Here is a 16666-nt window from a genome sequence, read left to right as displayed (position 1 = left end):
ATGTCCCCCCTCGGGAAAACAGGATAACAGACAACGTTCCCCTATAGATGCTTTTCCTCGTACTCCTTTATTTTGCCGATTCGGCCAGAATGGCGTCCTCCGGTAAACTCGGTCGATAGCCATATTTCCGCGATTTCTCTTGCCAGCCCCGGTCCAATGACACGTTCTCCCATTGCAAGCATGTTCGAGTCATTATGCTCCCTAGTCGCTTTGGCACTAAACGAATCATGGACAAGCGCGCAGCGGATTCCCTTTACTTTATTTGCGGCAATGCTCATACCAATCCCCGTTCCGCAAATTAGGATGCCCCTGTCAAATTCACCGGCAGCCACCTTTTCGGCAACAGGCAAAGCATAATCCGGATAATCGACGGATGTATCGCATTCACATCCGAAGTCCTCGTATTCAATTTTCATTTCATCTAGTAATGCTGCAATTTCCTTGCGGATTTGGATTCCGCCATGATCTGATGCTAGTGCGACTTTCATGTGTGTTTCCTCCTAATGTAAAAGCTATTGTTTCATTATTCCCTTTTTTCTTTTTCAATGAGGTTTTTGGCAGCCTTTTCGATAAGTCGTTCAAGCTCCGAAAAGGTCTTCCGGTAGACGTCGGCATTTCCCCCAAAAGGGTCGCTGACATCCGGAAACCCAACCTCACCGGCAAACTCTTTCAACGTATATGTTTTACTAGAGGCCTCCGGAAACCGGGATAGAATCGCCTGTTTATGCGAAAGGGTCATCACAAGAATGACCGTTGCCCATGCAATATCTTCCCCGCCAAGAACTCTCGATTGATGGGAATGGCTAATCCGGTTCTCATCCATCACCTGGATTGAATGCTGGGAAGCAGCCGCTCCATTAACAGCAAATACCCCGGCCGACCTTGCTTCAATGCCAGGAAGCCTTTTGCTTTTTAAAATTGCTTCGGCCATCGGGCTCCTGCATGTGTTGCCCGTACAAACAAACAAAACGCGTTGCATGTGCGTGCCTCCTTTCCTTCATTATATAGCCCTTAACCCCCATTTTCCAATCTGCCAATTCCAGCTCCGTAAACCCATCACAATTCTCGCTCCATAATAAAAAACGGCCCTTGTACAGAGCCGTTTCCGCTATTATCACAATGGCAGCAGCAGTTTAAGGCCGAATGCCAATAAAATCACGCCGCCAAGCGACTCGCTGTACGATCCGAGCCAGCCTTGAACTTTCCTTCCCGCCAGAAGCCCTGCCCATGTCAGTACCGTTGCCGCGATTCCGAAACAGAGAATGGCCGCCATCGTCCTTGCTCCATAGATGCCTAGCGTCAGCCCGACCGAAAAACTATCCAGGCTCACACTTAAGGCGAATAACATAAGCCCGAAGCCGATTGGTGTAATGATACTTTCCTGATCCTTTTTAAGTCCTGCCCAAATCATCTGGATTCCGAGCAAGACAAGCAGAAGGCCGCCTATTAAAGAAGCGAATGCTCCAAACTGCTCAGAAAGGAGCCTACCTGCAATCATCCCGACCAATGGCATCCACACGTGGAAAATGCCAATTGTAATACCTATTTTAAAAATCTGCCTTAACCTAAGCCTGTACATTCCCATTCCCAAGCCTACCGAAAATGCATCCATCCCTAGCGCAAACGCCATCAAAAGCAGCGTTGCCAATTCTCCCACCAGCATAGACATCGTAACCGCCCCCCGGACATGCTAGTTCATCATATGCACGTCCAGCCCTGTTTAGAAGAATGGGATAATGGATTGAGGCCAAATGGTATCGGCTATTTTTAAGGGAAAGTTTCATCCGAAACAAGGCCGAGGTTTATTTCCTTTTTGGCTCAAGAATAACCTTATTCGCCGCCGCCTTCATCAGACGGTTCATAACGGCATGGCCGACACCTTCCTCGGAAAACATTTCACTTAGGATGACATCTGTTTTGTGCTCATTAAATGAACGGAGCGTATCGTAAAGGGAGGCAGCTACCGTGTCGAGATTGTCCCGCCTTCCACAGGCAAGAACAACATTCGCTTTATAGAAGCTTGCACTCTCCTCCGTCGCCAATACCCCGACCCGTTTTCCTTCCTCCATCTGTTTGGATGCAAGCTGCTGGAGGAAGCCCTGACTGCCGCCAACTAAATAAAGCGGTGCCTCCGGGGCGTAATGGCGGTATTTCATGCCAGGCGCTTTTGGCTTCGCTTCTCCGCTGGAAAGTGCAGGGTCGACCTCGACTTGTCCAATCACTGCTTCCAATTGTTCTTTCGTAATTCCACCAGGCCTTAGGATGGTGGGAATCCCGCTAGTACAATCCAGTACGGTCGATTCCAAGCCAACCCCAGTAGGCCCGCCATCCACAATTCCAGCAATTTTTCCGCTCAAATCTTCAGCGACATGCCCCGCTGTAGTGGGACTTGGCTTTCCCGAGCTGTTCGCGCTTGGGGCGGCGATCGGCAGCCCGCACTCCTTCAAAATTGCAAGCGCAACCGGATGATCAGGCATTCTCACTCCGACTGTTTCAAGCCCCGCTGTTGCTTTTTCTGAAAGGGCTGCTTTTTTCTTTTTTAAAACAAGTGTCAATGGTCCGGGCCAAAACGCCCGCATTAAATGTTCCGCTACCTCGGGAACTTCCTCTATAAAACTGTACATCTGAGATTTTTCAGCGATATGGATGATGAGCGGATTATCGGATGGACGGCCTTTCGCCAAAAATATTTTCCCGACAGCTACATCACTTCCAGCATTGCCACCTAAACCATATACAGTTTCAGTGGGAAACGCTACTACTTCATTTTCGATTAAAAGCTTCGCAGCCTGTTTGATTTGTGGATTATTTTTTAACTTTTCCACAGAATTATCCACTATCCAACATTTCGTTTCCATTTATTCTTCACCTTTATCCATTTATGCTATCTGTCTCAAAATATGGGACAGCAGTGCAGTTTCGGTTTCTTTTTCCTTGAAAGTATAAAAGAAGCGAATGGTAAACACAAGGCATTATCCACAATTTGTGGATAACCCTATTAAAACGGTGGATAACTTTGTGGATATATCCACAATTTAGAAGGAGAACTTCATAAAGACCGAGTTGTCCACATTTAGTATGTCCATTACATGTGCCGAGTTGAAAAATTCCACAGGAAGTTCATTCTTGACAATCATGCTGAATCCCGCTATTTCAAGAAAAGGAATAGCACTTCGTTTATTGGTTGCTAGGTAGACAGATTTCATTCCTTCTTCTTTTGCGAATAATAGCATTTGCCCAAAAAGCAGGAGCAACTCATGCTCTCCTATTCCCGGTGATAGAGCGAGTGAACGAAGCATTCCCGACTTTCCAAACTGTTCAATTCCAAGGCTCGCCTTTATCCCCGCCCCATCCTCGGCAATGAGAAAAAACCTTGTCGATTCCTCATCGATGCCGGCGGTTCCGAGCCCCGCTTTTTCCAAAAATCCAACAATCCTATCAAAATCGGCTCTCTCGCCAATTCTTACTGTCAATTCCATTACTCCCACCCCTGTTCTAGTAATCTACTCTATGATTATGTAGGAGTAGAGGAGAATAGAACTTGAAAAGGATGCCCAGGCGTTTGGGCATCCTCTCTAATCTAAGCAGCATTACTTATTGTTGTTATTTTTTTCCCAGCGGGCTTTTCCACCTTTTTCGCCGATTTCTTCATAGAATCCGCGATCGTGGTTTTGACTGGTTGCTTCTCCGCCTTTACGGCCGATTTCCTGATAGAATTCCTTGCCACGCGAATCAGCAGTTGCCTCTCCGCCCTTTTTACCGATTTCTTGATAGAAATCCTTGTCATGTGATTCAGCTGTGGCTTCCCCGCCTTTGCGGCCAATTTCCTGGTAGAAATCCTTGTCGCGGGAATTTGCTGTTGCTTCCCCGCCTTTACGGCCGATTTCCTGGTAGAAATCCTTATCGTGCTTCCTGCTTGTCGCTTCTCCACCCATGCGTCCCGCTTCTTCTCTAGACATCTTTCCGTTGTTATTGTTTTTAGCCATCGTAAGATCACTCCTTCGAAGATTGTTGGTGCACACCCCCTTTTTATCCGCTATCGCCGCTTAAAAACTCTTATTTCACTTTTGTTAGCTACTTGTAATCGCATAGAAAAATTGACGGAAGAAGAACCCGATAATGGTAAATTTTTCTACACAAAAAAGAGTCCTATATTCGGACCCTTAATCGATTATTTTTTTCCAAAGCTCGACGACAAAAAATTTCACTTTAACTGGCTGTTCATCCTCTGGAGTGTAAACCTTAGGGCTTTGGTTCAAGGAATCCTGTTTGCTTTCATAATCCTTGGCCCCCTCTTCGCCAAGTCCGCCTGCCGGTTTACCAAGTTTTTTCGCGCCATTCCCTTCAACCAGGCCTGAACTGGTTAGAGGACTAACCGTTTCAGCTGGTTCACCAGGAGCAGTTTTTTCAACAGGACTCAATGCGTGCTTTTCATCAGCATGTTTTTCAGCCGGTTCAGTTCTTGAAGGCGCCTTGCCATTTCCATCTTCAAATCCCGGCGACCTCACAGCTGTCCCGCTTGAAAAATCGAGGAAACAAAGCGGCGGGTACAATACGCACCACCAATTCGCCCCCTTCCCTTCACCAAGGGTAATCAAGATTGCCTCATATTCACCGGCAGGATAGAGGAACTGTCCATACAGTTTTGTAGGAAATTTCACGGTTCCGAATTCAGTCTTGGCAGCCTGGGATGACCCATTTTCATCAAGTACTTTCCTGACAACGGCCTGAATTTCAGGAAGATGGCCCTTTATGACACCCCTGGCTTCTTCCAGGCTCGTCAAATCTTCAACCCACTCCGTAATCTTTACGTTAACTTCGTCGCGCACCTTGCGCTTTAATTCCTGGTCCTTAGCTCTGTCGCTATTTGCGAGAATCCTTAACCGGATAGCCTCGCCCGGGATAATAATTTCCTCTTTGCCGGAGGCTTTTATTTGCGGAGCATATAAATTCACTATAGTTCCAATTGATAATACCACCAAATACAGCCAAACGATTACTTTATGTTTCATTTCCCCCACCGTCCTTCACTATCAACAGTGTCGCCAAAATGGGAGAATCATAAACTAGCAGGATGCTTTTTGTTAAATTAGGTTAAAAACCCGAGTTATTTGCAGGACATTTCACATCATGGATTGAATGCGGGTTCCAGACAAACACAAAAAACCCGGCGATTTGCCGAGTTAAACAATGATAGTTTTTATATATGCGACACCGCATGTACACGGCTTCGCTCCTTTAAAAGGACGTATTTCCCATCATTTAAAACGGTTGATTTTATTTGGGTAAGCGTGGCAAAATCCATATCGTCGTGGTCCACGTATTCCTGTATGATATCCCACAGCAAGTGGCTGTCTGTTACTTGGATAACAGGAATGTCGATTTCTCCCTCAATACTTGTTTCCTCTTTTATAACGAGTGTCATATCCTCCGACCGGTAGCCTTTATTTCTAAGGTCTACTATGGCGTCCTCAAGCCTTTGGATACTATCAAATATGCCGACAATGGCATTGTCCATTTTGTCTTCCCCCTGTGACTAATAGTGCCGACTTCTTTATTTACCCAGCCGCAAGCACTGTTAAACACATTTATCTAAATTTAATATTTACGTTCGTTCAATAAACACCATTCGGTCCTTCCCATTTATATCACTGACAACTTCAACTTTGGCAGACGGAAAGGCTTTTTTACATAGGAAACCAACAGCCTCTCCCTGGCCGGAGCCAATTTCAAATCCAACTAGCGCCCGACGGTTCAGGACAGCTGGCAATTCCTCCATGAACCTTTTATAAAAATCCAGCCCATCACTGCCCGCAAAAAGGGCCCGGTGCGGCTCATGATCTGTTACGATATCCGACATCCACGCCCTGTCGCCATCAGGAATATAGGGTGGGTTGGATAAAATAATATCGAACTTCGTTTCAGCGTCTATAAAAGGCTTGAGGAGGTCGCCATGGACAAACTCCACCTCCGCACCAAGGCGGCGGGCGTTTTCCTCTGCAACCGCTAAAGATCCTTCAGCGATATCGGTGGCTGCCACAGCAAGCCTTGGCTCCTCAAGTTTCATCGAAATGGCTATAGCACCGCTCCCGGTCCCGATGTCCGCAAGCCGCAGCCCTTCCGCTTTGCCAAACAATGAACTAATCCGTTTAAGCGCTCCCTCGACAAGCTCTTCCGTTTCGGGGCGCGGGATCAGAACTTCTTCGTTAACTATAAACGGCCTGCCGTAAAACTCTTCCTGGCCAATGATATACTGAACTGGCTTTCCTAAGGCATGCTGCCGAACCGCTTTTTCAAATTGCTCGAGCTGGCGAGGGTTTAATTCATCCCTCATCATTAGAAACAATTGCGTCCGGTCTATTCCCAAGATATGCCTTACTAAAACTTCCCCGGCAAATTCCTCGCGCCCAGCTTCCTTTAAAAAAGAAGAAGCCCAGTTCAGGGCTTCATATACCTTCTTACTCATTAGAAGCACGTTCCAGCTTTGCGGACTGGTCTTCCATGATCAATGCATCGATGATTTCACCAAGCTTGCCTTCAAGAATCTGGTCAAGCTTCTGGATGGTGAGGCCAATTCGGTGATCTGTAACCCGGTTTTGAGGGAAATTGTACGTACGGATCCGCTCGGAACGGTCGCCGGTCCCAACCGCGGATTTACGCACCTGATCATACTCAGCCTGCGCCTCCTGCTGGAACTTGTCATACACGCGGGCACGGAGAATTTTCATCGCCTTATCCCTGTTTTTATGCTGGGACTTTTCATCCTGCATTGAAACAGTTATTCCAGTAGGAATATGGGTAAGCCGGACGGCTGACATAGTCGTGTTAACGGATTGTCCACCCGCGCCGCTGGATGCGAACGTGTCGAAGCGGATATCCTTGTCATGAATTTCAACTTCCACTTCCTCCGCTTCAGGAAGGCATGCGACAGTTGCGGTTGATGTATGGATTCTCCCGCCTGATTCTGTTTCAGGTACACGCTGGACACGATGCGCCCCGTTTTCAAATTTCAGTTTGGAATAAGCACCGGTTCCATTGATCATGAAGATGATTTCCTTGAAACCGCCTAGTCCGGTTGGGTTTGCATCCATAACCTCAGTCTTCCAGCCCTGGGATTCAGCATAACGGCTGTACATCCGGTAAAGGTCTCCAGCGAAAAGCGCCGCTTCATCGCCTCCTGCTGCCCCGCGGATTTCAAAGATAACGTTTTTGTCATCATTCGGGTCCTTCGGGATAAGCAGAAGCTTTAGCCTTTCTTCATATTCCTCAACCTGCTCGGAAAGCTCGTTCACTTCCTCTTTCACCATTTCGCGCATCTCTGCATCCAGCTTATCATCCAACATCGCCTTCGCATCCTGGAGCTGGGCTTTCGCTTCTTTGTATTCGCGGTAAACCTGGACAGTTTCCTGTATATCTGACTGCTCCTTGGAATATTCGCGGAGCTTCTTTGAATCATTTATAATGGCTGGGTCGCTCAAAAGCTCATTCAGCTTTTCATAGCGATCCTCAACAGCCTGGAGACGATCAAACACAAGCATTCACCTCAGTTTTAAAGTCCATATCGGTTTTATCCTACTCTTTATGGTCAGAAGATTCTCACCCCGTATTGAAAGCAGGAGGGAGATTCAATGCAGAAAGGCCCGATTGGTTCAGATAACCATCAGCAGGCATATAAAGCCTTCCTGATGAAAGTTTCACTCTATTATAATATAGCGGGAAATCTCCGTCAAAGCCGCTGTTAATCATGAAGCCTCAACTGTTTCCCTCGAAAGGGGAATTCCTCGGCCATGGAATTCCCTTCTTTTTGTATAAAAAAGGGTTAAATCCAAAGGAGGCGGGTACTTTTTTATACAAACGGAACAGGAAAGGATGAGTCTGGTGACCTTTGTTGCACTTTTAAAAAAAGGTAATAAATCCTCCGGGATTGCAGCACTCGCCAATACAGTGCTTGCTTTGATTAAAGGAATTGCTGCCTTCATCAGCGGAAGCGGGACGATGTTTGCGACCACCTTACATTCCGTGGCTGATGCTACAAATCAGGCATTTGTTTTCATTGGAAGCGCACTTGCGGAAAAATCGCCAACACGCAGGTTTCCGACTGGATTTGGGCGTGTTATCAACCTGTTCGTGCTTGTAGCCGTTATTGTCATTTCCATTATGTCGTATGAAACAGTTTTAAAAGGCTGGGAATTGATTCAACATCCAAAGGAACCTGAAAGAGTTTTGCTAAATGTAGTGATTCTCCTTGCAGCGGTTGGCCTGGACGGAGCAGTGCTCGTCAAAGCGATGAGGGAAATTGTCCACGAAACAAGAAACAGCGCAAAAGGGCTTGCAATAGTCCCCGCGGCGTTTAAAAACGTTAAACTCGCTTCTCCGCCGACAAGGCTCGTTTTTTACGAAGATATTATTGCGACTGCTGGTGCTGCCATTGCCCTCATTGCCATTGTGCTTGCAAAGTTTACTGGCCTATTCTTTCTCGACGGTGTCGGCACGCTTTTAATCGGATTTATGCTTTTGGGGATTGCCATTAAAATCGGATTTGAAAATACAATTGGCCTAATTGGGGTCGCAGCCCCAAAAGTGATTGAGGACAGGATCGTGTCGATTATTTTTTCAGATCCGGATGTCGATGACATTAAAAAATTGCGGATTATCCAGGAAGGACGCCAATACCATGTTGAAGGTTATATTGAATTAAGAAAGGGATTAAGCCTTGCAGTTGCCGATGATATTAAATTCAGGGTAAGGGATCTGCTTCTTGCCGACCCTGATATCAGCGATGTCACCATTGGCATTTTGGAGACTGATGGTATCACCGATTGGAAACCGTCTGTTGAGGACTAGCCCTGAATTCCAGGTACAGTAGCGGTTTTTGAAAAACAGTCCCTGAACGGAAAATTGGTCTTTACGTTGCTTTCAATACTTACAAGAAAAATTCAGCTTACACTGTAAAAAAGAGGCTTGTCCGTAACGGACAGCCTCTTTAGGTTATAACGCACGTGTTTTATAAACAGCCTCGTCTGCATTAGACATGGAATTCGGGACTTCGTGATGGTGCCTGCAGCGCGGCTCATACGCCTCAGAAGCTCCCACGAGGATAATCGGGTCATCGTAGGATGCAGGTCTGCCATCAATCAGACGCTGAGTCCTGCTCGCAGGAGACCCGCATACGGCGCAGACAGCCTGAAGCTTGGTAACGAGCTCAGCAACCGCCATCAGTTGGGGCATCTTGCCAAACGGCTCCCCTCGAAAGTCCTGGTCAAGCCCGGCAGCAATTACCCGGAAGCCACTGTTAGCCAAGTGCTGGATAACATTCACCACTTCATTATCAAAGAATTGGACTTCATCTATAGCAATAACATCGACCTCAACGTCGACATGGTCAAAAATTTCAGTGGAATGTGAGATTGGCATCGCAATAAAGGAAGAACCATTGTGGGAAACAACGGACTCCTCGCTGTACCGATTATCAATTTTCGGCTTGAAAACAGCAATCTTCTGCTTGGCGAATTGGGCGCGGCGGACTCTCCGAATCAATTCCTCTGACTTCCCCGAGAACATGCTGCCACAAATAACCTCAACCCAGCCGCTTTGTTTCATTACGTACATACTGCTGCCTCTCCTTCCCTGCATACCCTGTTAATTATTATGTATATTCAATCGTTTTTCACACGTCAACTGGCAAAAAGCGCCCCTGCTACTGTTAGCTATACCCTTACGGTCGGGCTGAAATCATTCTTTTTGGCAAATTTCGATATTTTTCTTGATAGAAAAAGTAAAAAAAACAGGCAAGCGATGTTGATTCTTGCCTGTTTTTTGAACAGTTTTCGATTATTGCTGTTGCTCTTGCTTAATGCCGTATTTTTTGTTGAAACGATCAACACGACCGCCAGCTTCAGCAAATTTTTGACGACCTGTATAGAATGGATGGCACTCGGAGCAAGTTTCAACGCGAATTTCGTTTTTCACTGATCCGGTTTCAAACTGGTTGCCGCAAGCGCAAGTCACCATTACTGTTTTATAATTTGGATGAATTCCTGCCTTCATTCTTTTCATCTCCTTCCGCCCTGAATCATTTCGAAACAGAGTTATAGACCCGGGTGCATTTAGCCCCAAGTGGTAAAAAAACACTGTTATTATTATAGCAAGCCCATCACGGTTTTGCAAGATGGGATTTTCAAGAAAATAAGTTTGATTTGCCAGTAATCAACAGTTTGCTTACTGTTGTTTCCTAGCTGTGCTGCCCTTCATTTCCTCGCCAACCTGGGTGAAAAATTCCTCGTTCGACTTTGTTTGCTTTAGCTTTTTCAGGAAGCGCTCCGCAAAGTCGGGGCTGTCGGACATGGATTTCCTGATCGCCCAAAGCTTGTCAAGCTGGTCTTTCGGTAAAAGAAGCTCTTCCTTCCTCGTACCGGAACGGCGAATATCGAGAGCAGGGAAAATCCTTCTTTCCGCAAGGGAGCGGTCAAGGTGAAGTTCCATGTTGCCTGTTCCCTTAAATTCCTCATAGATAACATCGTCCATACGAGACCCCGTATCAACTAGGGCTGTAGCCAAAATGGTCAGGCTGCCGCCTTCTTCGATATTTCTTGCCGCGCCAAAGAATCGCTTCGGGCGGTGGAAGGCCGCAGGGTCAATGCCCCCGGATAATGTTCGCCCGCTTGGCGGGATGACAAGGTTATAGGCCCTTGCAAGCCTTGTAATACTATCCATCAGGATAATGACATCCTTCTTATGCTCGACAAGGCGCATCGCCCGTTCGAGAACAAGCTCGGCAACCTTGATATGGTTCTCAGGCACTTCATCAAAGGTTGAGCTGACGACATCCCCTGCTACTGATCGCTCGATATCAGTCACTTCCTCCGGGCGCTCGTCGATTAACAGGACAATTAGCTCGGCATCCGGATGGTTGGCTGTGATACTGTTGGCGATTTCCTTTAACAGCATCGTTTTTCCTGCTTTTGGAGGCGCGACAATCAGCCCGCGCTGGCCGAAACCGACTGGAGCAATGACATCCATGATTCTTGTGGAAATATGTTTTGGAGTCGTTTCCAGTTTGATTTGCCTATCCGGATAAAGGGCTGTTAAAGCCGGGAAGTGGACCCGTTCCTTTGCGGACTCGGGGTTTTCCCCGTTGACAGCCTCTACATGGAGCAAGCCATAATAACGCTCGCTCTCCTTAGGAGGCCTAACTTTCCCTGAAACCTTATCACCATTCCTTAAGTCAAAGCGGCGGATTTGCGATGCGGAAATATAAATATCCTCTGAGCTTGGAGAATAGTTGATTGGGCGCAGGAAACCAAAGCCTTCCGATTGGATAATTTCAAGGACACCTTCCATGAAAAAGTAACCCTGCTGTTCGGCACGAGCTTTTAAAATTGAGAAAATGAGTTCTTTTTTTGTCAGTTTACTGTAGTAGGAGACCTTATATTCCCTGGCCAACTCGTACAGTTCCTTTAGCTTCATATTTTCGAGGCTAGTAATTGTTAATTCCATTTGGACACCACGCTTTATTTATTTGGTTCTTCTCTTTGCTGCATCCTATGGGATGCACTCGTTTTTATTAAATGAAAACGGTCGAAAAACAGGCAAGCCTATCCATATAAAAACTATCTGAATGCCATGTTTCCTGCAGAGAGGGATATCATTGCTCATGAAGGGTTCTGGAAGTTTAATTGGAAGATTAGCAGATGCTTACAAAACAATTTCTATTTTACCCGTTATTTTAAAAAATAACCATGTTTTTTAATAATTTGGTCCGTTCCTCCCCTAAGGGGGTCCGGGCCAAACGAAACCGGCCCGGATTTTTTTTGACTACCTCATAACAAGGTTTGGTTTTTTATGGAGGCTATGGCGGCCTTCGATAAAGCGGACTGTCCCCGATTTTGCACGCATAACCACGGAATGCGTGGATCCATATGCGCCTTTGAATTGAACACCCTTCAATAGTTCGCCATCCGTAACTCCAGTGGCAGCGAATATCGCGTCATCTCCGCGTACAAGATCTTCCATCCGGAGTACTTTATTAACATCAAGGCCCATTTTTATGCAGCGTTCAACTTCAGCATCATTTTGCGGAACAAGCTTTCCGATTAACTCTCCGCCAAGACATTTCAATGCTACAGCTGCGAGCACTCCTTCCGGGGCGCCTCCCGAACCAAACAATATATCAACACCCGTAAAATCGAACGCTGTATTAATGGCCCCTGCCACATCACCATCATTGATAAGCTTGATCCTTGCGCCTGCTTCACGAAGCTCGGTGATGATACCAGCATGGCGCTCACGGTGCAGGACCGTCGCTACTACATCTTCAATGTCCTTGTTTTTTGCCCGCGCAACTGCCTTAAGATTGTCGAGGACAGAGGCGTTAATATCAATTTGGCCTACCGCTTCAGGACCGACCGCTATTTTATCCATATACATATCCGGAGCATGGAGCAGATTCCCATGATCGGCAACGGCCAATACCGCCAGCGCATTCCAGCCGCCGGAGGCAACAATGTTCGTCCCTTCTAGAGGGTCAACCGCGACATCCACTCTTGGTCCATAACCGGTTCCAAGCTTTTCCCCGATATACAGCATAGGAGCTTCATCCATTTCCCCTTCGCCGATTACAACAGTGCCCTTCATCGGTACCGTATCAAATACATCCCGCATAGCCGAGGTAGCCGCATCATCTGCTTCATCCTTTTTCCCGCGGCCCATCCAGCGGGCGGAAGCCAATGCCGCTCCCTCCGTTACCCGGACCAGTTCCATCGTTAAGCTTCTTTCCATCGGTTTTTCCCCCATTGTTGGTTTAGTTCTCTCCCTTAAATCCTCGTTCAAGCAAAAGGCAACTTTAAAAGGCGCTGCCTGGCGTGGCTGGCGCCTTCCTGAAGTATTACGTATTTTTCAGCTGTTCAACTTCCTCTTCGGTCATTGCTTCACGCCAGATAGTTGCTCCCAGGCCGTTCAGCTTTTCAACAAGATTGCTGTAACCCCTGTCGATATGCTCAAGGCCCGTCACTTCTGTAATTCCTTCGGCCATTAGTCCCGCGATGACAAGGGCGGCGCCTGCCCGGAGGTCGCTCGCTTTGACCTTCGCCCCTTGAAGCTGGACAGGGCCGGAAATGATTGCTGAACGGCCCTCAACTTTAATGCTGGCATTCATACGCCGAAGCTCATCGATGTGTTTGAAACGAGCTCCGTATATTGTATCCGTTACCATACTTGAGCCTTCAGCCCTTGTCAAAAGGGATGTGAACGGCTGCTGCAGGTCAGTAGGAAATCCAGGGTAGACAAGTGTTTTAATATCGACGGCTTTCAGCTTGTCCCTGCTCCTTACAAAAATCTGGTCATCGCCCGCTTCGACGTACACACCCATTTCACTTAGCTTTGCAATCAGCGACTCAAGATGAAGGGGGATGACATTGTCGACGAGCACACCTTCCCCCATAGCCGCTCCAAGAATGATATACGTTCCCGCTTCAATTCGGTCTGGAATAATGGTGTGGCGGCAACCGTGGAGGCTTTCAACACCGTCAATACGGATTACATCCGTTCCAGCACCCTTAATCCGTGCACCCATATTGGTAAGCAATGTGGCCACATCAATGATTTCCGGCTCCTTGGCAGCGTTTTCAATAACTGTCCGCCCTTTTGCGCGAACGGCCGCAAGCATGATATTGATCGTTGCTCCGACGCTGACAACGTCGAGATAAATTCTTGCTCCCCTTAATTCATCGGCCCGGAGATAAATCGCACCCTGTTCATTAGTTATGCTTGCTCCAAGTGCCTCAAATCCTTTTATATGCTGGTCGATAGGCCTTGGCCCAAGGTGGCATCCACCCGGAAGCCCTATGACGGCTTTTTTGAACCTTCCCAGCATAGCTCCCATCAGATAATAAGAGGCCCGGAGCTTCTTCACTTTCCCATTCGGCAGCGGCATAGAAATCATGGCCGAAGGATCAACCGTCATTTCATTATCAGACAACTGAACCTTTCCGCCGATTTCTTCAAGCAGCCCCTTTAGGATTTCAACATCAGAAATATCGGGAAGCCCCTCAATTGTAACAGGGGAATCTGCAAGTATTGTGGCAGGGATCAATGCGACAGCACTGTTTTTGGCACCACTTACCCGGACAGTCCCTTTGAGTGGGTAACCGCCGGCGATTTTTAGCTTTTCCATTTCCGACTCCTTTTCTAGCCATCGATCATAGCTTTATCGGCCGATAGCTTTGCTGTCGGCCGAAGTTAAAGGTATTATTTTCCATTATCATGTGTCACATTCCGGCAGTTTGTCTTATCCTCTAGTTTACACGAAAATTCCCTTTTCATGTATCGATAACTAAAAAAGTTCAAAAATAGTTAGGCAAAGCCAAACAGGCACTCGGGAATTCTGCTTTTAGCGGGAATTCCAGTCTTTAAGGAATGCCTCGATTCCTTTGTCGGTAAGCGGGTGATTAAATAACTGCAAAAGGACTTTATAAGGGATCGTCGCGATATGTGCGCCCCTTAATGCCGCTTCGGTTACATGCATCGGGTGCCTGATTGATGCGGCAATGATTTCAGTTTCCAAGCCATGAACATCAAAGATTTCAGCAATGGTGGAAATGAGATCCAGGCCGTTTTGGCCGATATCATCGAGCCTTCCCAGGAAAGGGGAAACATAGCTGGCTCCGGCACGTGCAGCCAGCAAAGCTTGGTTTGCATTAAAAATAAGCGTTACGTTCGTTTTAATGCCTTTTTGTGAAAAAGCATGGACAGCCTTAAGGCCTTCTGGCGTCATCGGCACTTTAATCGTAATATTCGGGGCGATCTTAGCCAATTCCAACCCCTCTTTGATCATGCCTTCCGCATCCAGGGCAATAACTTCCGCACTGACCGACCCCGGGACAAGAGCGGTAATTTCCTTCAGACGGTCTTCAAAGGATACTCCCTTTTCTTTTGCGACAAGGGACGGATTCGTCGTTACCCCTGATAAGAGTCCAAGCGCATATGCTTCACGGATTTCATCCATATTGGCTGTATCAATAAAAAACTTCATTGTTGACCTCCTGATGTTCCAATTTTTCACGCAGATGATAAATGAATTGAAACCGCCCTCTGGTCCAGGGGCGGTTCCATCAATCGTTATTTGGCCGCCGCTATTGATGGCAGGTTATGGCCATTGATTCCATTAGGCTTTGCCTGATGAACCAAATTCACGCATTTTGCCGATAACCGTTTCTTTAATCGCATCCCGAGCCGGCCCCAAATATTTACGCGGGTCGTATTCGTTCGGCTTAGCGGCCAGAACTTCACGGACAACCTTTGCAGATGCGATTTGATTTTCGGTATTCACATTTATTTTAGCCGTTCCAAGTGAAATGGATTTTTGGATGTCCTTTGTTGGAATGCCAGTTCCGCCGTGCAGTACCAAAGGCACGCCCGTCATTCTGCCAATTTCCTCCATTTCCTTGAATCCTAGGTTCGGTTCGCCTTTATATGGCCCGTGAACAGATCCAAGTGCTGGAGCTAAGCAATCGATTCCAGTCCGTTTTACCAGTTCTTCGCATTCCTTAGGGTCGGCATAAATAACGCCGTCTGCCACCACATCGTCTTCCTGTCCGCCAACAATGCCAAGTTCGGCTTCGACGGAAACACCTTTTGAGTGGGCATATTCAACCACTTTGGAAGTTGTTGCCACATTGTCCTCGAATGAGCCATGGGAGGCATCGATCATGACAGAAGTAAAGCCCGCCTCGATTGCTTCTTTGCATTTTTCAAAGCTTGATCCATGGTCAAGGTGGATCGCAACCGGAACAGTAATATTGTAATCCTCCATTAGGCCCTCTACAATTTTAACAACGGTTTTGAATCCGCCGATATAACGCCCTGCCCCTTCGGATACCCCAAGGATGACTGGGGACTTCTCTTCCTCAGCAGCCAAAAGGATTGCCTGTGTGAATTCTAGGTTATTCAGGTTGAACTGCCCAACAGCGTATCCTTCCGCATTTGCTTTTTTCAGCATTTCAGTCATGGAAACTAAAGGCATTGAACTTCCTCCTTATATTGGCCGTTTCCCTTACAGGGCTCCTTCAATAAGGTTCCCCTCCGCATGGCCGATTATGTAACGATTTTTGGCCGGTTGCGAAAAGCCTCGCCAGCCAATTTCATTAGTTATCATATCAAACCAGCCCCGAAAATTCCATCATTCAGTCAGAATTCGGCAATCTGCCATAATGAAAGCGCAGCCACTTCCTCTTTACCCAATCGATGGCAAGCAAAACTAGAAAGGATGGAGATTTTACACTCCCTGGCTCCTGCCGGCGTACATTTTAACGGCATTGCGGATATCATCAATATCAAAAGGTTTTGCAAAATGCGTCAGGGCCCCTAGGTCCTTCGCTTCCTGGATCATATCTAGTTCCCCGTAAGCCGTCATAATGATGACCCTGATCTCAGGATCAATAATTTTCATCCTTTTAAGGATTTCAATTCCATCCATTCCGGGGATCTTCATATCCAACAGAACGAGATCAGGTGAATGCTTCTTTACTATATCAAGTGCCTGGATGCCATTTGCAGCCTGGAATGTCGAATAGCCTTCCTTTTGGAATACTTCATTGAGCAGGATACGGATACCAAATTGGTCGTCAACAATCAATATTTTCCCTTTCATTTAACAATCGCCCCGATTCTA

At 46.9% G+C, this 16666-nt stretch carries 19 protein-coding genes; 1 reads left to right on the top strand and 18 read right to left on the bottom strand.

Features of this window, described 5'->3' with window-relative positions; genetic code table 11:
* Positions 1-41: 41 nt before the first annotated feature.
* From rpiB to prfA, 10 genes are all read right to left on the bottom strand, one after another.
* Positions 42-488: a ribose 5-phosphate isomerase B gene (gene rpiB / locus AR337_RS09830; RefSeq protein ID WP_059171841.1), complete on the bottom strand. Its 447-nt coding sequence runs from the start codon at positions 486-488 to the stop codon at positions 42-44.
* Positions 489-523: 35 nt separating this feature from the next.
* Positions 524-979, bottom strand: a complete 456-nt coding sequence (locus AR337_RS09825; protein ID WP_059171840.1) for a low molecular weight protein arginine phosphatase — start codon at positions 977-979, stop codon at positions 524-526.
* A gap of 135 nt (positions 980-1114) precedes the next feature.
* Positions 1115-1669, bottom strand: a complete 555-nt coding sequence (locus tag AR337_RS09820) for a manganese efflux pump (RefSeq protein WP_059171839.1) — start codon at positions 1667-1669, stop codon at positions 1115-1117.
* A 133-nt stretch (positions 1670-1802) separates the two neighbouring features.
* A complete protein-coding gene (locus tag AR337_RS09815) occupies positions 1803-2858 on the bottom strand; it encodes an L-threonylcarbamoyladenylate synthase (protein WP_059171838.1) in 1056 nt (351 codons plus the stop codon).
* A 177-nt stretch (positions 2859-3035) separates the two neighbouring features.
* Positions 3036-3479 carry a hypothetical protein gene (locus AR337_RS09810; RefSeq protein WP_059171837.1) on the bottom strand — a complete coding sequence of 148 codons (444 nt, stop codon included), beginning with the start codon at positions 3477-3479 and terminating at the stop codon, positions 3036-3038.
* Between the two features lie 111 nt (positions 3480-3590).
* Positions 3591-3986, bottom strand: a complete 396-nt coding sequence (locus AR337_RS09805; protein WP_059171836.1) for a KGG domain-containing protein — start codon at positions 3984-3986, stop codon at positions 3591-3593.
* A gap of 177 nt (positions 3987-4163) precedes the next feature.
* The gene (gene spoIIR / locus AR337_RS09800) at positions 4164-5012 is read right to left on the bottom strand and encodes a stage II sporulation protein R (RefSeq protein WP_059171835.1); all 849 of its coding nucleotides are present in this window, start codon (positions 5010-5012) and stop codon (positions 4164-4166) included.
* A 188-nt stretch (positions 5013-5200) separates the two neighbouring features.
* Positions 5201-5518 carry a general stress protein gene (locus AR337_RS09795; RefSeq protein WP_059171834.1) on the bottom strand — a complete coding sequence of 106 codons (318 nt, stop codon included), beginning with the start codon at positions 5516-5518 and terminating at the stop codon, positions 5201-5203.
* An 87-nt stretch (positions 5519-5605) separates the two neighbouring features.
* Positions 5606-6466, bottom strand: coding sequence for a peptide chain release factor N(5)-glutamine methyltransferase (prmC, locus tag AR337_RS09790; protein ID WP_059171833.1), 861 nt, complete (start codon positions 6464-6466; stop codon positions 5606-5608).
* Positions 6459-7532: a peptide chain release factor 1 gene (gene prfA / locus AR337_RS09785; RefSeq protein ID WP_059171832.1), complete on the bottom strand. Its 1074-nt coding sequence runs from the start codon at positions 7530-7532 to the stop codon at positions 6459-6461. The genes prmC and prfA overlap by 8 nt, the downstream gene beginning before the upstream one ends.
* Positions 7533-7869: 337 nt before the next feature.
* Here prfA and AR337_RS09780 point away from each other — a divergent pair, with 337 nt between their 5' ends.
* Entirely contained in the window at positions 7870-8844 is a 975-nt protein-coding gene (locus AR337_RS09780) for a cation diffusion facilitator family transporter (RefSeq protein WP_172797533.1), read from the top strand.
* Between the two features lie 144 nt (positions 8845-8988).
* Here AR337_RS09780 and AR337_RS09775 read toward each other — a convergent pair whose 3' ends face one another.
* The 8 genes from AR337_RS09775 to AR337_RS09740 all read right to left on the bottom strand — a co-directional run bounded on the left by AR337_RS09775 (position 8989) and on the right by AR337_RS09740 (position 16645).
* Entirely contained in the window at positions 8989-9609 is a 621-nt protein-coding gene (locus tag AR337_RS09775; protein ID WP_059171831.1) for a thymidine kinase, read from the bottom strand.
* A 222-nt stretch (positions 9610-9831) separates the two neighbouring features.
* On the bottom strand, positions 9832-10047 hold the full coding sequence (gene rpmE, locus AR337_RS09770; protein WP_059171830.1) for a 50S ribosomal protein L31: 216 nt from the start codon (positions 10045-10047) through the stop codon (positions 9832-9834).
* A 171-nt stretch (positions 10048-10218) separates the two neighbouring features.
* Positions 10219-11496 (bottom strand): transcription termination factor Rho, encoded by a 1278-nt coding sequence (gene rho, locus AR337_RS09765; protein WP_059171829.1) that lies wholly within the window; start codon positions 11494-11496, stop codon positions 10219-10221.
* A gap of 318 nt (positions 11497-11814) precedes the next feature.
* Positions 11815-12777: a class II fructose-bisphosphatase gene (gene glpX / locus AR337_RS09760; RefSeq protein ID WP_059171828.1), complete on the bottom strand. Its 963-nt coding sequence runs from the start codon at positions 12775-12777 to the stop codon at positions 11815-11817.
* A gap of 106 nt (positions 12778-12883) precedes the next feature.
* Positions 12884-14170: a UDP-N-acetylglucosamine 1-carboxyvinyltransferase gene (locus AR337_RS09755; protein WP_059171827.1), complete on the bottom strand. Its 1287-nt coding sequence runs from the start codon at positions 14168-14170 to the stop codon at positions 12884-12886.
* A 216-nt stretch (positions 14171-14386) separates the two neighbouring features.
* The gene (gene fsa / locus AR337_RS09750; protein WP_059171826.1) at positions 14387-15028 is read right to left on the bottom strand and encodes a fructose-6-phosphate aldolase; all 642 of its coding nucleotides are present in this window, start codon (positions 15026-15028) and stop codon (positions 14387-14389) included.
* A gap of 132 nt (positions 15029-15160) precedes the next feature.
* Positions 15161-16018, bottom strand: coding sequence for a class II fructose-bisphosphate aldolase (locus AR337_RS09745; protein ID WP_059171825.1), 858 nt, complete (start codon positions 16016-16018; stop codon positions 15161-15163).
* A 252-nt stretch (positions 16019-16270) separates the two neighbouring features.
* On the bottom strand, positions 16271-16645 hold the full coding sequence (locus AR337_RS09740) for a response regulator (protein ID WP_059171824.1): 375 nt from the start codon (positions 16643-16645) through the stop codon (positions 16271-16273).
* Positions 16646-16666: the final 21 nt, after the last annotated feature.

It is taken from the genome of Bacillus sp. FJAT-27445, assembly GCF_001510665.1.
GTDB lineage: Bacteria > Bacillota > Bacilli > Bacillales > Cytobacillaceae > Bacillus_D.
The sequence above is the reverse complement of the archived record's forward strand: the minus strand, read 5'-3'. Positions and strand labels throughout refer to the sequence as shown.

Coding starts and splice junctions, on each gene's coding strand:
- rpiB (WP_059171841.1), bottom strand. CDS start 488: ATGAAAGTCGCACTAGCATCAGATCATGGCGGAATCCAAATCCGCAAG.
- spoIIR (WP_059171835.1), bottom strand. CDS start 5,012: ATGAAACATAAAGTAATCGTTTGGCTGTATTTGGTGGTATTATCAATT.
- rho (WP_059171829.1), bottom strand. CDS start 11,496: ATGGAATTAACAATTACTAGCCTCGAAAATATGAAGCTAAAGGAACTG.
- prmC (WP_059171833.1), bottom strand. CDS start 6,466: ATGAGTAAGAAGGTATATGAAGCCCTGAACTGGGCTTCTTCTTTTTTA.
- AR337_RS09775 (WP_059171831.1), bottom strand. CDS start 9,609: ATGTACGTAATGAAACAAAGCGGCTGGGTTGAGGTTATTTGTGGCAGC.
- AR337_RS09810 (WP_059171837.1), bottom strand. CDS start 3,479: ATGGAATTGACAGTAAGAATTGGCGAGAGAGCCGATTTTGATAGGATT.
- AR337_RS09825 (WP_059171840.1), bottom strand. CDS start 979: ATGCAACGCGTTTTGTTTGTTTGTACGGGCAACACATGCAGGAGCCCG.
- AR337_RS09755 (WP_059171827.1), bottom strand. CDS start 14,170: ATGGAAAAGCTAAAAATCGCCGGCGGTTACCCACTCAAAGGGACTGTC.
- AR337_RS09745 (WP_059171825.1), bottom strand. CDS start 16,018: ATGCCTTTAGTTTCCATGACTGAAATGCTGAAAAAAGCAAATGCGGAA.
- AR337_RS09740 (WP_059171824.1), bottom strand. CDS start 16,645: ATGAAAGGGAAAATATTGATTGTTGACGACCAATTTGGTATCCGTATC.
- glpX (WP_059171828.1), bottom strand. CDS start 12,777: ATGGAAAGAAGCTTAACGATGGAACTGGTCCGGGTAACGGAGGGAGCG.
- AR337_RS09780 (WP_172797533.1), top strand. CDS start 7,870: ATGAGTCTGGTGACCTTTGTTGCACTTTTAAAAAAAGGTAATAAATCC.
- AR337_RS09795 (WP_059171834.1), bottom strand. CDS start 5,518: ATGGACAATGCCATTGTCGGCATATTTGATAGTATCCAAAGGCTTGAG.
- AR337_RS09805 (WP_059171836.1), bottom strand. CDS start 3,986: ATGGCTAAAAACAATAACAACGGAAAGATGTCTAGAGAAGAAGCGGGA.
- fsa (WP_059171826.1), bottom strand. CDS start 15,028: ATGAAGTTTTTTATTGATACAGCCAATATGGATGAAATCCGTGAAGCA.
- AR337_RS09815 (WP_059171838.1), bottom strand. CDS start 2,858: ATGGAAACGAAATGTTGGATAGTGGATAATTCTGTGGAAAAGTTAAAA.
- rpmE (WP_059171830.1), bottom strand. CDS start 10,047: ATGAAGGCAGGAATTCATCCAAATTATAAAACAGTAATGGTGACTTGC.
- AR337_RS09820 (WP_059171839.1), bottom strand. CDS start 1,669: ATGTCTATGCTGGTGGGAGAATTGGCAACGCTGCTTTTGATGGCGTTT.